Genomic DNA, 19,110 nt, shown 5'->3' on the forward strand with positions numbered 1-19,110 from the left:
GCTTCCATGGGGGAGGAACGGGGTGCGCGGCGAAACGATCCGCCGGTGACCTTGGGCCATCCTCGCGAAAACGTGTCCGCGCCTACTCGATCCGCACCATCACGCTGTCGCTCGCCCCCGTCGCGTCGAGCACCGAGATGCGCACGAAGCCGGCCCCGTCGGGCTGCCACTCGGCCTGGCGTCGGTCCGATTCGGTCACCGGCAGCCCACCGACGAGCCAGGTCAGCGGCAGGGTGCCGCCGAGCGCCTTGAGGGCGAGGCCGGCGGGCGCCCCCTCCAGCGCGCCGAGGTCGATCCGCGCCCCGTCCGGCGGGTAGGCGATGCGCAGGCGGTCGGTCGGTCCCGCCTCGCGGCGCAGGTGGCGCAGGGGCGGCGGCAGGGCGGAGGTCGTCGCGACCAGCGCGTCGCGGGGACGCGGCACCGGCTCGGGGTCGCCGCCGAGGCGCGCGACCGCGTCGAACAGCAGCGGCGCGGCGGCGACCCGCCCGACGAGGCCCGGCACCCCGGCCCCGTCCGGGCGCCCGAGCCACACCGCGACCGTGTATCGGTGGTCGAACCCGACCGCCCAGGCGTCGCGGTAGCCATAAGACGTGCCAGTCTTGTAGGCGAGGCGGTTCGGCAGCGCGCTCTCGGGCGGCGGCGTGCCCCGCAAGACGTCGGCGACGTACCAGGCCGCCACCGGCTCGGCGATGCGCGGCGGCACCGCGTCCGCGACCGGGATGTCGAGGCGGCGCTTCAGCGCCGGCACCTCGCCGCCGCGGGCGAGCCCGGCATAGAGCCGCGCGAGGTCGGCGAGCGTGATGCCCAATCCCCCGAGCGCGACCGGCAGGCCGGGCGCGGCGTCCCGCGGCAGGACGATGCCGGCGCCGGCGGCGCGCAGGCGGGCGATGAAGCGGGCCGGCCCCACCGCCTCCATCAGCTCCACCGCCGGCACGTTCAGCGAGAGCTGGAGCGCGCGCCGCGCCGTCACCGTGCCCTGGAAGGTGAGGTCGAAATTCTCCGGCGCGTAGGAGGCGCCGAACCGGGACGGACGGTCCTCGATCAGCGTCTCGGGATGCGCGAGCCCCGCTTCGAACGCCATGGCGTAGACGAAGGGCTTGAGGGCGGAGCCCGGCGAGCGCAGAGCCCCCGTCATGTCGATGGCGCCCGCGCGTGCCGCGTCGAGGTAGCCGGCGCTGCCGACCTGGGCCCTGACCTCGCCGGTGGCGTTGTCGATGACGAGAACCGCCGCCGACAGGCCGGGGCCGAGAGACGCCGCCCGCTCGGCCACGAGCGGTTCGAGCCGTCCCTGCAGCCGCGCGTCGATCGCGAGCCGATGCACCGCCCGCCCCGGCTCCTGCGCCAGGGCGGCCTCGGCGGCGTGGGGCGCCAGCATCGGGAAGGGTTTTCGGGAATGCGGCACCGGCTCGGCCTTGGCGGCTGCCGCGTCCGCCGCCGGCACCACGCCGCGGGCGGCGGCGATGTCGAGCACCCGGTCGCGGGCCCGCCGGGCGGCGTCCGGGAAGCGGTCGGGCCGCCGCCCTTCCGGCGCCTGCGGCAGGGCGACCAGCAGGGCGGCCTCGGCCAGCGTCAGCCGCGCCGGCTCGCGCCCGAAATAGGCGAGGCTCGCCGCTCGCAACCCCTCGACCGGCCCACCATAGGGCGCGAGGGCGAGGTAGAGCCGCAGCACCCCGTCCTTGCCGAGGCGCCGTTCCAGTTCGATCGCCCGGGCGATCTGGCGCAGCTTGGCGGCGAGCGAGCGCTCGCCCCGCGGCTCGACGAGGCGCGCCACCTGCATCGACAGGGTCGAGGCTCCCGACACGATCCGCCCCGCCGCGAGCCACTGCCCGGCGGCGCGCAGGAGCGCCGCCGGGTCGATGCCGGGATGCGACCGGAAGCGCCGGTCCTCGTAGGCGGTCAGCATGGCGAGGAAGCGCGGATCGACGGCCTCCGGTTCGAGCGGCAGCCGCCAGCGGCCATCCGTGGTGGCGAAGGGGCGCAGCAGCGTGCCGGCCCGGTCGAGGACGATGGGGGAGCGGGCCTGCGCGGCGGCGAGGTCGAGGGGCGGGAGACGGGCGAGGGTGGTCCAGAGCCAGGCGGAGACGGCGAGACCGGCGGCGAGGCCCGCGAGCCCCAGGGCGGCCCCGAGGCGCCGGATCGTCGGTGTCGTGCGCGCTCCCATCCCCCGTCGTCCCGTGCCCGTTCTGCCGTGCCGTCGATGCCGGGGCGATCCTGACGCATTTCCCACGCGGCGGCGACCGGGCACGTTCGATTGCGTCGCGCCGCGACTCTGAGAGCGTGTTTGATCGGAATCCCACAGAGTTGAAACCCTGCATGTCATTCCGGGGCCGCGCAGCGGAGCCCGGAATCCAGAACCGCAGATGGTTCAGGACTGAGCAGAAGCCGTTCCGTCTTCTTTTGCAAATCCTGAGGTTCTGGATTCCGGGCTCCGCTCCGCGGCCCCGGAATGACACGGAGGGTGATAAGCCTGTAGAGGCCAGTCGAACAGGCTCTGAGGTTTGGCGGACCTGCTGGCTCTTGGCGGGAACTTCTCGGCCCTCCGTCCCGTTGCTCTTATGGCGAAGTTCAGCCGTTGCGGACGGTCGAACCGGCCTGAGCGGGGTGAGCAGCATGTGGTTGTCGAGATGGATCGCCCCGGTCGCCGCGCTCGTCACGGTTGGTACGGGCGCCTTCGCTCAGGGCGCCCCGGTGCCGAACGTCAATGATTGCACGTTCATCCGCGATCCGGTCGCCCTGCGCGACTGCATCGACCTGTATCAGGGCCAGCGCCTCGCCCCGGGCCCCCGCTCCGCCGCCCTCCAGGCCGCGCCGAAGCTCGACGAGTCCCTGATCGCGGCGGCCGGCCCGATCGAGGCGTCCCCCCGCTCGATCCGCCGCGGCCGGTCGGTGCGCAGGCCGGCCCCGCCGGAACCGGCGAATCCCGTCGCGATCCCGCAAGTGGCGCCGTCGCTATCTCAGTAGACGGCCTGCTCAGTAGACGGCCTGCACGATGCAGGCGGCGCCGGCGGCGTTGAGGGTGGCGCAGAGGCCCTTCTCGGAGCGCGGCTCGGGCACGGAACGGGCGGTGCGCGCCGGATGGCCCAGGCCCTGCGTTGTCGCGGCGGCGCGGCCCCGGAGGGCCTGGCGGTCGCGCGGCGCGGTCGAGGCCCAGCGCGCGGGCCGGGCCGGACCGGCCGTCGCGTGCCAGGCCGGGCCCCACAACGCGCGCCCCGTCGTGCCCCAGGCCCCTGCCGAGCCCAAAGCCGCGGTCGTGCCCAAGGTTGCGGTCGCACCGAGGGCCGCGGCCCAGGCCGTGCCGCCCATCGGCCGGCTCGCGGTCGACAGGAGGGCGGCGCCGGGCGGGGCCCAGTCCTCGACGGCCCGGCCGGTGATCTGCCGGACGTAGTTCTGCGTCTCCATCGGCAGGGCCGAGCGCCCGTCGAGCCAGTTCCGTACCCGTTGCGGGCCGGCATTGTAGGCCGCCGCGGCGAGGCCGAGATTGCCGAACCGGGCCTGGTGCTCGCGGAGCAGGGCAGCGGATTTCGGGATCGCCTCGCTCGGGTCGAAGGGGTCGCGCAGCCCGCGCTCGGCCGCGGTGTAGGGCATGAACTGGGCGATGCCCTGGGCGCCGGCCCGGCTCACCGCCCGGGGATCGAGGCCGCTCTCCTGGCGCAGGAGGCGCAGGAAGAAATCGGGCGGCAGGTCGTTGGCGTGGGCTGCCACGACGATCAGGGCGCGGATGTCGTCCCGGCCCGGAAACAGGGGCGCCCAGGCGGGCTCGGGGAACGGGTTCGAGGGGCGGGCGACGATGACGAGACCGTCGGCCGCCTCGATCCCGGCGAACGGGCCGCCGCGGGCGGCGGCTGGGTCCCGGTCGCCGGCCGCCCATGCGGGCCCGCCGGCCAGGATGAGCGCCGCCGCGAGACGTGCCGCGAGCGGGCGCTCCACGGGACGGGCGATGCTGGCGAGCCCGGTCATGGGGGGCGCTCCCGGTCGGTCTTCTCAGGACTTCGCCACGACCGGCCGGTCCGCCACCGGCACGGATTCGGGCTGGGCGAGCGGGGTCGGCTTGTCGCGCATCAGGTAATCCTCGATCAGCCGGGACGAGGCGGTCGGGTCGCGGAAGCGCCAGAGCTTCTTGCGGGCGCCCTCGAGGATCGTCGCGTAGACCGCGAGGTCGATCGCCTCGCGGACCGCCATCTGGGTCGGCTCGTTGCGCGTCACCCCGGCCTCGACCTGGAGGAGCTTGGCGACCGCGACGTAGCGGTAGGCGTTGGCGTTGAGGCCGACCGAGTAGATCGTCTTCGTCACCGTGACGCTGTTGAGCACCTCGCCGGTCTGGACCGAGACGATGCGCATCGCCACCGTGACCTCGTCGCGGCGGTAGCGCGTGTCGCCGCCGATGCCCAGAAGGTTGGCGCCCGCCCCGCCGGTGACCGTGTTGGCGTCGTAGCCGATGATGCCGCCCTCGACGATCAGCCCCGCGAAGCGGATCGGCGGCAGGGGCTTGGCGTCGGTCCCCTCGAATTCCTGGCGCGTCGCCCGGATGAGCTGGCGCTCCTGGAGCAGGTTGGCGAGGCCCGTCCGCTCGACCACCGAGAACCACCGCCCGCCGCCGGCCCGGCGCAGGGCGTCGACCACGAAGGCGCCCCCGCCCTGGGTCACGGCGCGGGAATACTCGGCGATGTTGTCGTTGGGCTTGTTCTGCCCGGTCAGGTCGGGAAAGCTGTAGATCGCGACGTCGATCTTGCGCGCCGGCGGCGGCAGCGTCTCGAGGTTGAGGTCCGTCGGCGACGGCGTCGTCACCACGGGCGCCTCGGCGAGCGGCTCGCGGATCCAGGTCGTGCCGCAGCCCGCCAGGGCCGGGGCGAGGAGGGCCGCGCAGGCGGCGCCGAGCCGCCACTGCCGGATGGCGCGGAGCCGGCGCCGCGACGCGAGAGATGCGATCATGATCGGGCTGCGGCGTCAGGGCGCGCCGGAGAGCGGGGCCGCGCCCGATCCGCCACCGAGCGTCGCCGTCGCCGGCACCACCACCGTCGTCGTCGTCGTGCCGTCGAAGATCTGGAGCTGGATGTTGGTGCCGACCCGCTGGAACGTCACGGTCGAGCCGCCGAAGCTGTAGCTGCCGCTCTGCTGCGCGTTCTCGCCGAAGATCGCCTGCGTGATCTGGTTGGCGAGCGAGCTGTAGATCTGGGCCTGGAGCTGCTGCGAGAAGATCTGGCCGGGCGTCGTCCCGGTCGCGCTGCTCTGCTGGGCCGAGAAGAGCTGCTGCAGGCGCTGAGCGCGCCGCGCGGCGTCGTTCTGCGCCGTGGCCTCGGCCTGCAGCCAGGCGCCGTTCAGCGGGCTGCCGCCGAAGGACGGGTTGACCGGCTGGTAGACGAGGCTGCCGGCTTGCGCCGCGCCGGCGAGCGTCGCGAGAGCAAGAGCCGCGAAGGTCTGGGCCAAGGGCCCGGTGAGCGTGATCCGGAGCATGGTTCTACTTGCGTGAGACCGAGACGCTGCCGCCGTTGCCGACTTGCGTGATGCTGATCGGCAGCGGATTGTTGCCCTGCTGCTGCGCCGTGACGGTGTTGCTGTCGCCGCGCACCGTCACGGTCGCGGCCGCGCCGTTGCCGTCCTGGCGGGTGCCGACGGTGTTGGTGTTGCCGAACACCGTGACGCTCGACTGGTTGAAGCTGCCGGACTGTTCCTGCGTCACGGTGTTCCGGGCCCCCACGATGCTCTGGAACGCCGCGTTGGCATTGCCCGACATATCGACCGTCGAGGTGTTGCCGAAGCCGGACTGGAGGACGCGGGCCTGGCTTCCCGCCGGCACGGTGGGAAGCGCGGGACCCGGGGACATCAGCGTGATGCCGGACTGGCTGCTCAGGATGTAGTCGGCCTCCTGGATCGCCGGGCGGGAGACGCCCGCCTCCGGCCGGATCATCCGGACCTGAACCTGATCGATGGTCACGCGATCCTGCGCCGCCGCCGGGGTCACAGTCGCACCGACACAAACGGCCAGCAGGAGCCCGGCTCGGCTGCCGCCAGTTCCATGACCGATCATGCTCCCTCCCGATCTTCGCTGTCTATGATCAAATCATCGCTTCCGGGCGATGTATAGATGTCGCGATCTGTTCATGTGTGGGAATCTGCTCCTGTTGCCGTCTTGACACATTCGCGGCTTGATTGGAGACGTTATGCGCATTTAGCTTGGAGATACCCTGGGTCACTGTGCTCGCGCGAATAGAAGAGGAGATTGTCGGGAAAGAAGAGCCGATCCGGAACGCCGGGTCGGGCGGCGGCGGCGGTGGCGCGATGCTCGCCGGTTACAGCGAATCGGTGCGCTGGTGGCCGCAGCGGACGGTGGTGCCGTTGAATGCGATCCGGGCGTCGAGGACGAGCTCGCCCGCCGGGGCGACGCTCACCAGGACCTGGCCGAAGCCGCGGGTCTCGCCGGCGCCGGTCGCGAAGCCGCCGGCCTGCTCCATCACCGCCGATCCGGCCGCGTCCGATTTGCGGACCTGGAGGCTGTAGCGCCCCGACAGCGCCTCGGACGTCGTGATCCGCACGGCGATCCGGGCGCCGTCCAGGGAGCGGCTCTCGACGACGATGCAGGTCGCCGGGCCTGCCGCGGGCAGGTCGATGGTGGGCATCGCTCGGCCTCCTCGTGCATCGGCCTCGCCGGCCCGATGGTGCAGTCCCGGGACGAAAGGCCAGCCCTGGCGGGCTGGCCAAGTCTCTCGTCTCTCTCGTCCGCCCGCGTGCCTCGGAGCGGTGACCGGAATCGCCGCCCCAGGGCCTTGCGGGCCGCCGGCGCTCAGCGCTGACGGATGGTCACGCTGTTGTTGTTGCCGGCCTGGGCGAAGAGGGCGTTGGACGAGGAGAGGCCGTTCTGGAGGACCGAGGCGGAGTTTCCGACGCCGTACTGGTAGCCGCCGGCGCCGACGCCCGCCGTTCCGAACTGGGTGATGCCGGCAGTGTTGTAGCTTCCGATCTGCAGCAAGCCCGCGTAGTTGTACGTGCCGGACTGCTCGATGGCGCCGCTGTTGTTGTTCCCCTGCTGCACCACGACGGCATAGGCGTTGATGGCCGTGCTGTTCTGGCGGATCTGGGCCGTGTTGCTGTCGCCGAACTGGAACAGGCCGGCGTAGGTGTTGTTGGCGTTGGCTTCGGTGATGATCGAGCCGGTGTTGCCGTCGCCGCGCTGCTGGAACTGGGCGACACCATTGCCGCCGCCCTGATTCACATAGACCTTGTTGCCGTCGCCGCGCTGGAACGAACCGCCGCTGGTCGGGTTAAAAATAAAAGTATCGCGAAAATAATTACCGGAGGAAGTGACGACGGAATTGTTGGATCCGGGCTGGATGATATTTAGTTCGTTATTATTGCCGTTCTGGAGAACGGAATTCACATTGGTGAAGGCGCCGTTGCCGTTGTTTTCAGTAATATTGGCGGCGGAAAGATCGATGGTGTTGTTCAGATAACCGGCCTTGTTGTTCTGACCGATCGTCTGGTCGATCGTCGCTTTGTTGGTGCCGCCACGCTGGACGACGATGGCCTCGTTGACAGTGGGGGCGCTGCTCAGCACAGGAGAGATCGCCTGCTGCGCCGAAGCAGTACCGGCGAAAGCGACCACGAACAGCGCAACGGAGCCGAGAAGAACGGACTTGGACATGACGACACTCCCTTGATCAGTCTATGCTGAGTTGAATGTAGGCTTCGGCCTGTGCGCATCGATCGCTTCATTGCGACTTAACGCTTCGTTTACCTACACACGCTGGACCCATCTGATCAAGCAGGCGCCATGGTCGAAGAAACTCAATCTACGTGCGTATTTCATCAATCAAAGGTTGGTATTTCGGGTCGACGGCCGACCGTTCGAGCACGAACAATCGATAGACGATTCAATGGTTTAGCTCTTCCGGCCGGTTTGCCCCCGGCTCGGCGGCCGCGATGACCTGATCTGGTCTCATCGTTCGAATGATCCCCCGATTACAACTTTGTGCTATTTTTGCAACCTGCCGGCTACTTCGGAAGCGGTAGGGCTTGAACCGACCGGCGAAGGTGGCAGTGTGTGTCATGGCTTGTATTGACGGTCGGTCCGGCCGCGGCTCGATTGTCGCCGGACCGGCAGAGCCGATGACGAACCATGAAGGCGCCCAGTCAAGGGCGTGGTGATCGGGGGGAGAAGGGGATGCAGCGTCTTCGTCCAGCGCGCGGGAGCGCCCGGCTCCTCGTCGCGGTCGTCGGATTGGCCGGACCGGCCCTCGCGCAGACGGCACCGCCCCCGCCGGCCCCGGTCGGCCTCGCCTCCCATCAGCAGGTTCAGGCCGGCCTCGCCGCCGGCCAGCCGGCCGCCGTCCCCACCCCTGCCCAAGCCGCCGCCGTGCCGCCGCCGGCTGCCCCCGGCTGCGATTCCGCCTGCGTGCGGGCGAATTCCGAGACGGCCGCCCAGCTCTGCGCGCCCCGCGTCGAGGCGGAGGCGCCGACGGATTTCGAGTGGGTCAGCCGGCCGTTCGCCAAGATCTTCCAGCAGGCCGAGGCGCCGGAGGGCGCTTCGGCCCTGGTGCGCTACCGGGGCGACTCGATCCGCTTCCTGAGCCCGCAGAAGGACTGGGTCCGCGTCACCTACGAGTGCGGCTTCGACGCCGGCAAGCGCGCGGTGGAGTACGTCCGGGTCCGCCTCGGCCGCCTCGACAAGGCGGCGCCGGCGGCCCCAGCGCAGGCGCAGCAGGCGAGCCCGCCGGCGCAGGGCCGCGCGCCGCAGCCGGGCCAAGCGCGTACGGCGCAGGCCGCTCCCGTGATGCCGGCGAGCCAGCAGGTCGCCACCGCGGCGCCGGTGCCGAAGCGGATCCGCCCCTCGGAGCCGAGCGAGATCGAGATCCGGCAGGTGGATACCCGCGCGAGGACGGCGCGCCCGTGAGCGGGGCCGGACCTGAATCCCGGACCGGGCGGGCGGCCGCGCGGGGGCGGACCGCCCTCCTGCTGCTGCCGCTGCTCGCGACCGGCTCCCTCGCGCAGACGAGCCCCACCAGCGTGAACGATTGCACGCTCCTGCCCGATCCCGGCGCGCTGCGGCGCTGCCTGGACCAGGTCGAGGGGCGGGTCGCCAATCCGGCAGGGCTGCCCGGCGCGTCGGCCGCGACGGCCCTCGACGCGGTGGCCCCGGCCCAGGCGCAGCCCCGCGGCGCGGCGGATCCTTCGCCGCCGGCGCGCCGCCAGGACGATTTTCTCAAGGACAAGGCCGCGCCGTGGGACGGCCCCGCTCCGGGCCGCGCCGTCATCGACCTGCGCTGAAGCCCGGGACGGCCTTCCCGCCGTCGCGCGGCCGGGCGACGACATGCGCTACAGGAACGGCGCCGGATCCTTCGGGTCGCGCGCCGGCTTCACGTCGCGCCGGTTCCACCACCCGCCGCCGAGCGCCTGGAACAGGGCCGCTGTATCGGCGTACTGGTTGGCTTGCGCCTGGGCCTGGGTCACCACGGCCTGGAGGTAGGCCGATTGGGTGATCAGCAGCGAGGCGCTGCTGACCGCGCCGAGGCCGAACTGCTTGCGCACCAGTTCCACGCTCTGCCGGCTCGCCGTGGCGGCGGCGTTGGCGGCCGCCACGGCGCGGCTGTCGGCCTGGAGGGCGCGCAGGGCATCGGCGACGTTCTGGTAGGCGGTGATGACGGTCGCGCGGTACTGCGCCTGCGCCGCGACCAGCGTCTCCTCCGCCGCCTGCTGGCGCCGGAAGAGGGTGCCGCCGTCGAAGAGCGGCTGGGCCACCGCGCCGGCGATGGTCCAGAGGCTGGCGGCCGGATTGAGCAGGGCGGCGAAGTTGGTCGCGCTGGCGCCGACCGCGCCCGAGATGGTGAATTGCGGCAGGCGGTTGGCCACCGCGACGCCGACCTGGGCGCTCGCGGCGTGGACCGCGGCTTCCGCGGCCTTCACGTCCGGGCGCTGCTCGATCAGCCGCGAGGGCAGGCTCACCGGTAGGGTGCGGGGCAGGTGCAGCGAGGCCAGGGTGAAGGTCTGGCTCACCTCCTCGCTCGGGAAGCGGCCGGCGAGCGCCGTCAGCAGGTTGCGCTGCTGCGCCAGCGCGCGCTGCAGGGGCGGCAGCAATTGCTGCGATTGGGCGAGGAGCGCGGTCTGCTGCACCACGTCGGCACCCGCGACCTGCCCGGCATTCTGCTGCTTGGTGATCAGGGTCAGGAGGTCGGTCTGGGCCTGGATCACCTTCTCGGTCGCGGCGATCTGGGCCCGCAGGGAGGCTTCCTGGATCGCCGCCGCGACGACGTTGGAACTCAGCGTGAGGGTGGCCGCCTCCAGCTGCCAGAGCTGGCCCTCGGCCTGCGCCGCCTGCGATTCCAGGGCGCGACGGGTGCCGCCGAACACGTCGGGGGCGAAGCTCACCGTCACCTGCGGGGTGACGAGGCTGTAGAGCAGCGAGTTGTCGTTGAGCGGCGATTGCAGGTCGCCGCCCGGGGCCTTGTTGGCGGAGGCCTGCGCGTTGAAGCCGACCTGCGGGAAGAGCGCGCCGCGCTGCGCCTCCGTGGTGGCCCGCGCCGCCCGCAAGCTCGCCTGGGCCGCCTCGAGGTTCGGGTTGCGGGCGAGCGCCTCGGTCACCAGGCTGTTGAGGGCCTTCGAGCGAAACAGCGTCCACCACTCGCCCGGCACGTCGCGCCCGGCGGCGAAGGTCTGCCCGGGCGCGCCGTTGCGGCGATCCTCGGCGCTGGTGTCCGGGTTGCGTAAGGACTCCCTGGTGTAGCGGGAGACCGGCGGCGGCGTCGCGCCCTGGAAATCGGGCCCGACCATGCAGGCCGAGGCCGAGGCGGCCGCGAGCGCCGCCGCCAGGATGCGGGCCGCGGTGCGCGCGGCGGGGCGGGGCCTCGCCTCGTCGCCCGAGCCCGCGTCGCCCGGATCCGTCTCGTCCAGGTCCGGGCCGTCCGTCGCCATGCGCTCCGCCGAGGAGACGGCAGAGGCCGCGCGCGGGGCCGTGATCGCGGTCGAGAAGCGCAGGAGGGTGCGCATGGAAGAGGGCATGCTGGCGGAGGCAGGGGAGAGCGAGTCGGGTCGGGACAGCATCTCGCTCATTCCGCCGCCTCCGGCTGTCGCGCCGCGGCCACAGGCACCCGCGGACGGTGGTGCGAGAAGGCCGCGATCAGCACCGGCAGCACCACCAGGATCAGGATCGGCGCGAGCAGGATGCCGCCCACCACCACCAGCGCCAGGGGCTTCTGCACCTGCGAGCCGATGCCGGTCGAGACGGCGGCCGGCAGCAGGCCGACGCAGGCCGCGACGCAGGTCATCATCACCGGGCGCATCCGCACGTCGGCGGCGTGGTGGATGGCCTCCGACCGCGCCCAGCCCTCGTCCATCAGCTGGTTGCAGTAGGAGAGCAGGATCACGCCCTCCATGGTCGAGATGCCGAACAGCGCGATGAAGCCGATCGCCGCCGAGACCGAGAACGCCGTGCTGGTGAGCACCAGCGCGAAGATGCCGCCGATCAGCGCCATCGGGATCACGCTGAGCGTCAGCAGGGTGTCGGTGAGGGAGGCGAAGTTGACGTAGAGCAGGAGCGCGATCAGCCCGATCGTCAGCGGCACCACGAGCTTGAGGCGCGCGATCGCGCCCTGCAGGTTGGTGAACTCGCCGACCCATTCGAGGTGGTAGCCGGCCGGCAGCTCGACCTGCTCGGCGACGCGGCGTTGCGCCTCGATCACCGCGCCGCCGAGGTCGCGGCCGCGCACGCTGAACTTGACCGGGATGTAGCGCTCCTGGTTCTCGCGGTAGATGAAGGCGGCGCCCGAGACGAGCTGGACCTGGGCGATCTCCGAGAGCGGCACCTGCATCACCCCGCCGCTCGGATTCGTCACCCCGACCGTGATGTTGCGGATGGTCTCGAGCGAGCGGCGGTATTCCGGCGCCAGCCGCACCCGCATCGGGAAGTGGCGGTCGCTGCCGTACTCGTAGAGGTCGCCGGCGGCCTGGCCGCCGATCGCCGCCGAGATCGTGGTGGCGATGTCGCCGGGGGCGAGGCCGTAGCGGGCGGCGCGCGCCCGGTCGATGTCGATCCGCACCGTCGGCTGGCCGAGGGAGGTGAACACCGCCAGATCCGTCACCCCGGGGATCGTGGCGAGCGCCGCCTTCACCTCGTTCGCGGTGCGGGTGATCTGTTCGAGGTCGGTGCCGTAGATCTTGACCGAGTTCTCGCCCTTCACGCCCGAGGCCGCCTCCTGGACGTTGTCCTGGATGTACTGCGAGAAGTTGAACTCGATGCCGGGCAGCTCCTCGCGCAGGCGGCCCGAGATCTCGTCGATCAGCTTCTCCTTGGTGAGGCCGGGCCGCCACTGGTCGGCGGGCTTCAGGGGGGCGAAGATCTCGACGTTGAAGAAGCCGGTGGCGTCGGTGCCGTCGTCGGGCCGGCCCTGGTGGGAGACGACCGTGGTCACCTCCGGGTAGGAGCCGATCAGCTTGCGCATCCGCTCGACGTAGGGGTTGCCGGCCTCCAGCGAGATCGAGGCCGGCATCGTGCCGCGGATGTAGAGGTTGCCCTCTTCCAGCGTCGGCAGGAACTCGAGGCCCAGCGTGCGCATCGCCACGCCGGTGCAGCCGAGCATCGCTAGCGTCATCAGGATGGTCAGGACCCGGTTGTTCAGGGTGAAGCCCTGGAGCGGCCGGAACAGCGCGCGCAGGATCTTGACCACGATGGTGTCGCGCTCCTCGACGTGGTTCGGCAGGATGAGCGCCGAGAGCGCCGGCGACACCGTGTAGGTGGCGAGCAGGCCCCCGACCAGCGCGTAGGCGTAGGTCTTCGCCATCGGCCCGAAGATGTGGCCCTCGACGCCGGTCAGGGTGAAGAGCGGCAGGAAGCCGACGATGATGATCGAGGCGGAGAAGAAGATCGCCCGGTTCACCTCGCGCGCCGCCGACGCAATCAGCCCGAGCTTGACGCCGCTGCCGGCTTTCGTCGGTCCCTTGTGCTCGGCGAGGTGGCGGAAGATGTTCTCCACCATGATCACCGTCGCGTCGACGATGAGGCCGAAATCGATCGCCCCGAGGGACAGGAGGTTCGCGGACTCGCCCCGCGCCACCATGATGGTGATGGCGAAGCCCAGGGCGAAGGGGATGGTGGCCGCGACGATGATCGCGCTCTTCAGGCTGCCGAGGAAGAGCCACTGCACCAGGAACACCAGCACCACGCCGAAGACGAGGTTGTGCATCACCGTGTGGGTGGTGGTGTGGATGAGCGCGCTGCGGTCGTAGAGCGGCACCACCTGCACGCCGGGCGGCAGGATGCCCGACGAATTGATCTTCTGGATCTCGGCCTCGACCCGCTGGATCGTCGGCAGGCTCTGGCCGCCGCGGCTGAGCAGCACGATGCCTTCGACGATGTCGCCGTTATTCTCGTGGCCGACCATGCCGAGGCGCGGCGCGTTGCTGACCGAGACCTCGGCGACGTCGCGCACCAGCACCGGCACGCCGTTGACCTGCGTGATCATGGTGTTGCGGATGTCGTCCATGTCGCGGATCAGCCCGATGCCGCGCACCACCGCCGATTGCTCGCCGACATTGAGGGTCTGGCCGCCGACATTGGTGCTCGAATTGTTGAGCGCCGTGACGAGCTGGACCAGGGTGAGCCCCTGCGCCTGGAGCTTGCGCAGGTCGACCGCGACCTCGAATTCCTTGGTCTTGCCGCCGAAGGCCGAGACGTCGACGACGCCGGGGATCGCCTTGAAGCGGCGCTGCAGCACCCAGTCCTGCAGGGTCTTCAGGTCGGTGGAGGAGAAGCCCGGCGGGCCCGCCACCTGGTAGCGCATGATCTCGCCGATCGGGCTCGTCGGCGAGATCTGCGGCTGGGCGTTGTTCGGCAGGGGCGAGAGCTGCGACAGGCGGTTGAGGACGCGCTGGAGCGCCTCCTGGTAGGTGAAGTCGTAGGTGAACTGGATCTTCACGTCCGAGAGGCCGAAGACCGAGATCGTCCGCGTCACCGTGGCGTTGGGGATGCCGGCGAGCTGCACCTCCAGCGGGATGGTGATGTAGCGCTCGATCTCCTCGGCCGACTGGCCCGGATTCTGGGTGATGACGTCGACGAGCGGCGGCACCGGGTCCGGATAGGCCTCGATGTTGAGCTGCTGGAAGCTGGCGTAGCCGATCCCGAGCATCGCGATGAAGAGGAGCAGCACCAGCACCCGCTGGCGCAGGGCGAAGTCGATCAGGCGGTTCATGGTGCCCCTCTCGCGGGGTTTGGAATCACGGTCTCGGGAGAGCCGAAACCCGGGAGGCCGGGAGTCGGGAAGCCGGGAATCAGGAAGCCTTGTCGCCGGAGGCGGCGCGGTCGATGAACAGGCTGCCGCGGGTCACCACCCGCTCGCCGACGGTCAGCCCGTCAACGACCTGGACAAGGCCGCCGCCGGAGAGGCCGAGGGCGACGTTCCGCGACGCGATGGTGCCGTCCGGCCGCTCGACCCAGACCCGGGCGCGGGCGCCCTCGTAGACGATCGCCGAAGCCGGGATCGCCGGGGCGCTCTCGTCGCGGCCGGTCAGGATCGTGAAGGTCGCGAACATCTCGGGCCGCAGCAGGCCCTCGGCGTTGTCGATCTCGGCCCGCACCGGCAGCCGGCGCGTCGCCGGATCGAGGGAGGCCGCCATGTAGCTGATCTTCGCCTTGAACACCCGGTCGGGGAAGCCGATCACGCTGGCCTCGAGCTCCTGGCCGAGCCTGATCCGCGGCACCTCGCTCTCGCGCACGTTGGCGACGAGCCACACCGTCGAGAGGTCGCCGATGACGAAGGCCGGGTCGCTCCCCGCGGCGAGGTACTGGCCGAGGCCCACCTTGCGCTGCACGATGGTGCCGGCGATCGGGGCGCGGATCTCGGTCTCGGGGCTCATCGCGCCGCTCTTGGCAAAGGCGTCGATCTCGGCGTCCGACTTGCCGAGGATGCGCAGGCGGTTGCGCACCGCCTGGAGCGCGGCCTCGGCCGAGCGCTGGTCGCTCTGCGCCGCGATCACGTCGTTCTGGGCCTGCTGCCAGTCCTTCAGCGCCACCGCCTTGGCCTGGAACAGCTCCTGGAGCCGGGCCGCCACGGTCTGGTTGAGCTTGAGCAGCGCTGAGGTCTTGGCGAGGGCGTTCGTCGCCGCCTGGAAGTCGTTGAGGGCCGAGACCATGTCGGCGGCCTCCAGGGTGAACAGCACCTGGTTGGCCTTCACCCGGTCGCCGGCCCGGACCATCACCTTGGTCACCCGGCCGGCATAGGGCGTGTAGACCGGGACGTTGTCGTCCTCGTTGACGGTGATGCGCCCCTCGGCGAATCCTTCCGGCCGGAAGTCGCGGGCCTGCACGGTCTCGATGCCGAAGCTCGCCCGCTGCTGCTTGCTCGGCCGGAATACCGGGGATGCCGTGGTCTCGCCGGCCTCGGGCGCCTGGCCCTCGACACCCTGGCGCTGCACCAGCAGATCCTCCAGGCGCTCGCGGACGGGCGCGAGGGCGGGCACGGACCAGACCGCCGCGCCCGCGCCCGCCAGCACAAGGATCGTGACGACCCAGCCGAGGCCGCCGCGCCGCCGCGCCGCCCGGGAGGTCACAGGCTCCTTGGTCAGAGGGTTGTTGGTGTCCATCGCGCGCCGACCAATCGCCGGGGTGGTGCGGCCGGGCCCTCGGGACCCTCAGGCGGCCCGCCCTGCGACGGGGCGGCGTCCGAGCGGTTCCGGGCCGGCCGACCGGCCCCTGTCTGTGCCTCGAATCCGGGATCTCCCGGGTGTCCTGCCCTGTCCCTGCGTCAGATCCATGACAGCGGCGGACGGCGTAGCAGGATCCGGGCCGGGGCGCCGTACCTCGCGGACGGCGCCCCGTAGCCGTCTCTTGGCGAGCAAAACAAGGCCAAGTCAAGGATGACCGGCGGCCCCTCCACCCGCAGCGGAAGCATGGGTGCAGGGTCAGGCCGGATGGCCGCCGAGCGCGGAAAACAGCATTGATATGAAGCAGTTGAGCGGTTTGGAGAAATATTTTCGGCGGCAGGGATTAATCCGTCCGGACGAGATGATTGGCGCCTGTTAGACCGTGTGGCATCGGTCCGGCGCCTTGACCCTGGGGAGGGTGCGACCAAGTCTCCATGATCCGGCGCGGGGGTCCCGCGCGCATGAAGGCCGATGACCTCCCCGATGCCCCGCTCCTCCGTCCGCGACCCGATCCTCCACAGCACGCCGATCGCCGAGCTGCGCCCGACGCAGATGACGGTCGGCTACCGGGAGGTGGCAGCCAAGCGCCGGCGCTGGCGCGAGATCGACGACACGGACCGCGAGGCGTTCCTCGGCTCGCACATGATCCCGGTCCTGCTCGGGCCGAAGAAGCGCCGCTACGTCATCGACCACCACCACCTCGCCCGCGCGCTGCAGGAGGAGGGGGTCGCGAGCGTGTTCACCTTCGTGGTGGCCGACCTGCACCACCTGGAGAAGGACGCGTTCTGGATCGTCGCCGACCACCGCGCCTGGGTCCACCCCTACGATTCGGACGGCGTGCGCCGGGACGTCGGCGACCTTCCGAAGAGCATCGAGGACCTCGCCGACGACCCCTTCCGCAGCCTCGCCGGCGAGCTGCGACGGGCCGGGGGCTTCGCCAAGGACACGACGCCGTTCAGCGAGTTCCTGTGGGCCGATTTCCTGCGCCGGCACATCAAGCGCAAGGACGTGAAGCAGGATTTCTCCGACGCCCTGGAGGAGGCCCTGTCGCTCGCCCGTTCCAAGGCGGCGGTCTACCTGCCGGGGTGGTGCGGGCCGCACGAGGATTGAGCGCTGATCCCCGCTTTATCGGCGAGCGGCGTACCAGTTCGGTGCCGGGCTGTCCTTTGAGGCGGCTGCCGGACGACGTTGACAAAGCCGTGCGTGCGGCCAACTCTCTCCTCATGTCACTCAAATTCGCCTATCAATTCCGTGAGGAGGCGCCGAGGTCGGGATTTCGCGATCTCGATGTCGTTGTGCTCACCGCTCCTGTTGTCAGCGACGACGGTGTCTCGATCCTGGCAGGCACCGAAGGCACGATCGTATCCGTGGACGACTCGGATGAGACATACATTGTAGAGTTCCCAGAGCCGGACGGAACTCTCGCTACAGTCAGATCTCACGAGATGTCGCTTGTCGCGAGAATCAGCAATTGACCCCGTCACAGGTTCCAATTGCATGGCTGATAGACAATCAGAAAATTTCAGGATATTTGCTCAATATTGAGCATCCTCATGGCGCATCGAAGGCGAAATACCTGATGCGCTTCGGCTTCAGACCTGAATCCCCCGATGCGCTGGCCAGCGCGCTCGTAGAGCATGCGCTGAAGAACTTGCCAGGCCTGGAGGTGGTGCCACCGGGCGGGTCGCCGAAGATCGTGTTCGAGGGAGTGGTTGCCGCACCGGACGGTCGCGATATGCCCCTGCGCACTGTCTGGAAGCGGCGAGCTCCTTTCGAGATGCGTTTCGTCACGGCTGTTCCGCTCACGCGGTAGAATGCATCGAACGCGTACCATGCAGTCTGTGGCGGGGAACGGTTCCCTCCCATCAAGTTTATTTGCCGCAGGCCGCCGCCCGGCCTAACCTTCCGTCCGGCGCGCGGGGCGTCGCGCCGGTACGGGGGACCTCCGTCATGTTCGACTCGCTTTTGAAGAGCATGGGTGCCGATCCGGTCGACAACGAGACCCACTTCTACAAGTTCACGCCGAAGCCCGACATCACGGCCTACGAGCTGGCCCTGATCCTGCGGCGTTTCGGGGCGCTCACGGCCGGCGCGGCGCCGCTGCACGGCGTGATGCTGATGCCGTGGGAGACCCTGGAGGACGAGTACGCCCGCCACTTCGAGCTGGCGCCGCACGGCATGTTCCAGGGTTGATCCGCCCCGCCTGATCCGTCCGGCTCGGAACTCTCGGCTGCGCCACGCCGTTCCGCTTCGCTGCGGTGCTGTTGCAACACTCGGTTTACCATTCCGTCCGATGGTCGCGCATGGTGAACGAGGGGCCCTGCAAGCCATGATGTCCCGCGCGGAACGCTCGCATCTCGGCGACTGGTGGTGGACCGTCGACCGGGCTTTGCTCGCCGGCCTCGGCGTGCTGATGACGGCTGGACTGGTCTTCCTGATGGCCGGCGGCCCGCCGGTGGCCGAGCGCCTCGGCCTGCCGACCTTCCATTTCCTCAACCGGCAGGTGATGTACCTGCTGCCGACGATCGCCCTGATCCTGGCGGTGTCGTTCCTGTCCCTGCGCCACATCCGGCGCATGGCGCTCGTCACGTACAGCCTCGGCATCGTGCTGTGCATCGCGGCCACCAAGTACGGGCCGGAGATCAAGGGCGCCCACCGCTGGATCCAGTTCGGCCCGATCGGCGTCCAGCCCTCCGAGTTCGTCAAGCCCGCCTTCGTGATCCTGGCCGCCTGGGCCTTCGCGGAGGGCGCGCGCCGGCGCGACATGCCGGGCGGCAGCCTCGCGGTGCTGCTCCTGCCGATGACCATCGTGCCGCTGATCCTGCAGCCGGATTTCGGCCAGACCATGCTGGTCACCATGGTGTGGTGCTGCATGGTGTTCGTCGCCGGTCTGCACTGGTTCTGGGTCGGCGGCCTCGGCGGGGCCGGCCTCATCGGGGTGGCGGCCGCCTACGAGTTCCTGCCCCACGTGCGGGCCCGCATCCAGCGCTTCATGGACAAGGATTCGGGCGACAACTTCCAGACCTTCTGGTCGCAGGAATCGTTCAATTCCGGCGGCTGGCTCGGTACCGGCCCGGGCGAGGGCGTCGCCAAGCGCCACCTGCCCGACGCCCACACCGACTTCATCTTCTCGGTGGCGGGCGAGGAGTTCGGCGTCATCGTCTGCATCGGCATCGTGCTGCTGTTCGCCTTCATCGTGATGCGCGGCCTGATGCTGGCGCGGCGCAGCGACGACATCTTCTGCCGGCTGGCCATCACCGGGCTCACCGCCCTGTTCGGCCTCCAGGCCTGCATCAACATGGCGGTGAACACCCGGATGATGCCGGCCAAGGGCATGACCCTGCCCTTCATCTCCTACGGCGGCTCGTCGCTGATCTCGCTCGCCCTCGGGATGGGCTTCCTCGTCGCCCTGACCCGGCGCCGGCCGCGCACCACGCTCCTCAACCGCGACGAGGGCTCGGCGCACTGACAGCATCCGAGGGGTGACCG

Annotated in this window: 18 protein-coding genes; 8 read left to right on the plus strand and 10 right to left on the minus strand. The window is 70.4% G+C overall.

Features of this window, described 5'->3' with window-relative positions; translation table 11 throughout:
• Positions 1–82: 82 nt before the first annotated feature.
• On the minus strand, positions 83–2,161 hold the full coding sequence (gene pbpC / locus BM430_RS19865; RefSeq protein WP_093568984.1) for a penicillin-binding protein 1C: 2,079 nt from the start codon (positions 2,159–2,161) through the stop codon (positions 83–85).
• Positions 2,162–2,610: 449 nt separating this feature from the next.
• Here pbpC and BM430_RS19870 point away from each other — a divergent pair, with 449 nt between their 5' ends.
• Complete coding sequence (locus tag BM430_RS19870) at positions 2,611–2,961, plus strand: hypothetical protein (RefSeq protein ID WP_244539566.1); 351 nt, start codon at positions 2,611–2,613, stop codon at positions 2,959–2,961.
• A 9-nt stretch (positions 2,962–2,970) separates the two neighbouring features.
• On the opposite strand, the gene BM430_RS35580 is transcribed toward BM430_RS19870, so the two are convergent.
• The 6 genes from BM430_RS35580 to BM430_RS19900 all read right to left on the minus strand — a co-directional run bounded on the left by BM430_RS35580 (position 2,971) and on the right by BM430_RS19900 (position 7,636).
• Entirely contained in the window at positions 2,971–3,957 is a 987-nt protein-coding gene (locus BM430_RS35580) for a lytic transglycosylase domain-containing protein (RefSeq protein ID WP_093568985.1), read from the minus strand.
• 24 nt (positions 3,958–3,981) lie between these two features.
• Positions 3,982–4,929, minus strand: a complete 948-nt coding sequence (locus tag BM430_RS19880; RefSeq protein ID WP_244539567.1) for a CsgG/HfaB family protein — start codon at positions 4,927–4,929, stop codon at positions 3,982–3,984.
• A 15-nt stretch (positions 4,930–4,944) separates the two neighbouring features.
• The gene (locus BM430_RS19885) at positions 4,945–5,451 is read right to left on the minus strand and encodes a curli assembly protein CsgF (protein ID WP_093568986.1); all 507 of its coding nucleotides are present in this window, start codon (positions 5,449–5,451) and stop codon (positions 4,945–4,947) included.
• Positions 5,452–5,455: 4 nt separating this feature from the next.
• Positions 5,456–5,932, minus strand: a complete 477-nt coding sequence (locus BM430_RS19890) for a hypothetical protein (RefSeq protein ID WP_244539568.1) — start codon at positions 5,930–5,932, stop codon at positions 5,456–5,458.
• 355 nt (positions 5,933–6,287) lie between these two features.
• Positions 6,288–6,614, minus strand: a complete 327-nt coding sequence (gene csgH / locus BM430_RS19895; RefSeq protein ID WP_093568987.1) for a curli-like amyloid fiber formation chaperone CsgH — start codon at positions 6,612–6,614, stop codon at positions 6,288–6,290.
• A gap of 164 nt (positions 6,615–6,778) precedes the next feature.
• Positions 6,779–7,636 carry a hypothetical protein gene (locus BM430_RS19900; protein WP_093568988.1) on the minus strand — a complete coding sequence of 286 codons (858 nt, stop codon included), beginning with the start codon at positions 7,634–7,636 and terminating at the stop codon, positions 6,779–6,781.
• A gap of 519 nt (positions 7,637–8,155) precedes the next feature.
• Between BM430_RS19900 and BM430_RS19905 the strand changes: the two genes are divergently transcribed.
• Together BM430_RS19905 and BM430_RS19910 are read left to right on the plus strand one after the other, a co-directional pair.
• Positions 8,156–8,884, plus strand: a complete 729-nt coding sequence (locus BM430_RS19905; RefSeq protein ID WP_093568989.1) for a hypothetical protein — start codon at positions 8,156–8,158, stop codon at positions 8,882–8,884.
• Positions 8,881–9,258 (plus strand): hypothetical protein, encoded by a 378-nt coding sequence (locus BM430_RS19910; protein WP_093568990.1) that lies wholly within the window; start codon positions 8,881–8,883, stop codon positions 9,256–9,258. The genes BM430_RS19905 and BM430_RS19910 overlap by 4 nt, the downstream gene beginning before the upstream one ends.
• 48 nt (positions 9,259–9,306) lie before the next feature.
• Here BM430_RS19910 and BM430_RS19915 read toward each other — a convergent pair whose 3' ends face one another.
• From BM430_RS19915 to BM430_RS19925, 3 genes are all read right to left on the minus strand, one after another.
• Positions 9,307–10,974: an efflux transporter outer membrane subunit gene (locus BM430_RS19915; RefSeq protein WP_244539569.1), complete on the minus strand. Its 1,668-nt coding sequence runs from the start codon at positions 10,972–10,974 to the stop codon at positions 9,307–9,309.
• Between the two features lie 59 nt (positions 10,975–11,033).
• The gene (locus BM430_RS19920) at positions 11,034–14,171 is read right to left on the minus strand and encodes an efflux RND transporter permease subunit (protein ID WP_093568991.1); all 3,138 of its coding nucleotides are present in this window, start codon (positions 14,169–14,171) and stop codon (positions 11,034–11,036) included.
• Positions 14,172–14,250: 79 nt separating this feature from the next.
• Positions 14,251–15,561, minus strand: a complete 1,311-nt coding sequence (locus BM430_RS19925; protein ID WP_093568992.1) for an efflux RND transporter periplasmic adaptor subunit — start codon at positions 15,559–15,561, stop codon at positions 14,251–14,253.
• Positions 15,562–16,104: 543 nt separating this feature from the next.
• Here BM430_RS19925 and BM430_RS19930 point away from each other — a divergent pair.
• The 5 genes from BM430_RS19930 to BM430_RS19945 all read left to right on the plus strand — a co-directional run bounded on the left by BM430_RS19930 (position 16,105) and on the right by BM430_RS19945 (position 19,090).
• On the plus strand, positions 16,105–16,731 hold the full coding sequence (locus tag BM430_RS19930; protein WP_093569050.1) for a ParB-like protein: 627 nt from the start codon (positions 16,105–16,107) through the stop codon (positions 16,729–16,731).
• Entirely contained in the window at positions 16,728–17,096 is a 369-nt protein-coding gene (locus BM430_RS35065) for a DUF4926 domain-containing protein (RefSeq protein ID WP_244539570.1), read from the plus strand. Before BM430_RS19930 ends, BM430_RS35065 begins: the two co-directional genes overlap by 4 nt.
• Positions 17,093–17,434: a DUF6883 domain-containing protein gene (locus tag BM430_RS34100; RefSeq protein ID WP_143132076.1), complete on the plus strand. Its 342-nt coding sequence runs from the start codon at positions 17,093–17,095 to the stop codon at positions 17,432–17,434. Before BM430_RS35065 ends, BM430_RS34100 begins: the two co-directional genes overlap by 4 nt.
• Before the next feature lie 137 nt (positions 17,435–17,571).
• Complete coding sequence (locus BM430_RS19940) at positions 17,572–17,814, plus strand: hypothetical protein (protein WP_093568993.1); 243 nt, start codon at positions 17,572–17,574, stop codon at positions 17,812–17,814.
• Positions 17,815–17,950: 136 nt separating this feature from the next.
• Positions 17,951–19,090 carry an FtsW/RodA/SpoVE family cell cycle protein gene (locus BM430_RS19945; protein WP_093568994.1) on the plus strand — a complete coding sequence of 380 codons (1,140 nt, stop codon included), beginning with the start codon at positions 17,951–17,953 and terminating at the stop codon, positions 19,088–19,090.
• The last annotated feature ends 20 nt before the right edge of the window (positions 19,091–19,110 follow it).

The organism is Methylobacterium sp. 174MFSha1.1 (assembly GCF_900116815.1).
In the GTDB taxonomy this organism is placed as follows: Bacteria; Pseudomonadota; Alphaproteobacteria; order Rhizobiales; family Beijerinckiaceae; genus Methylobacterium.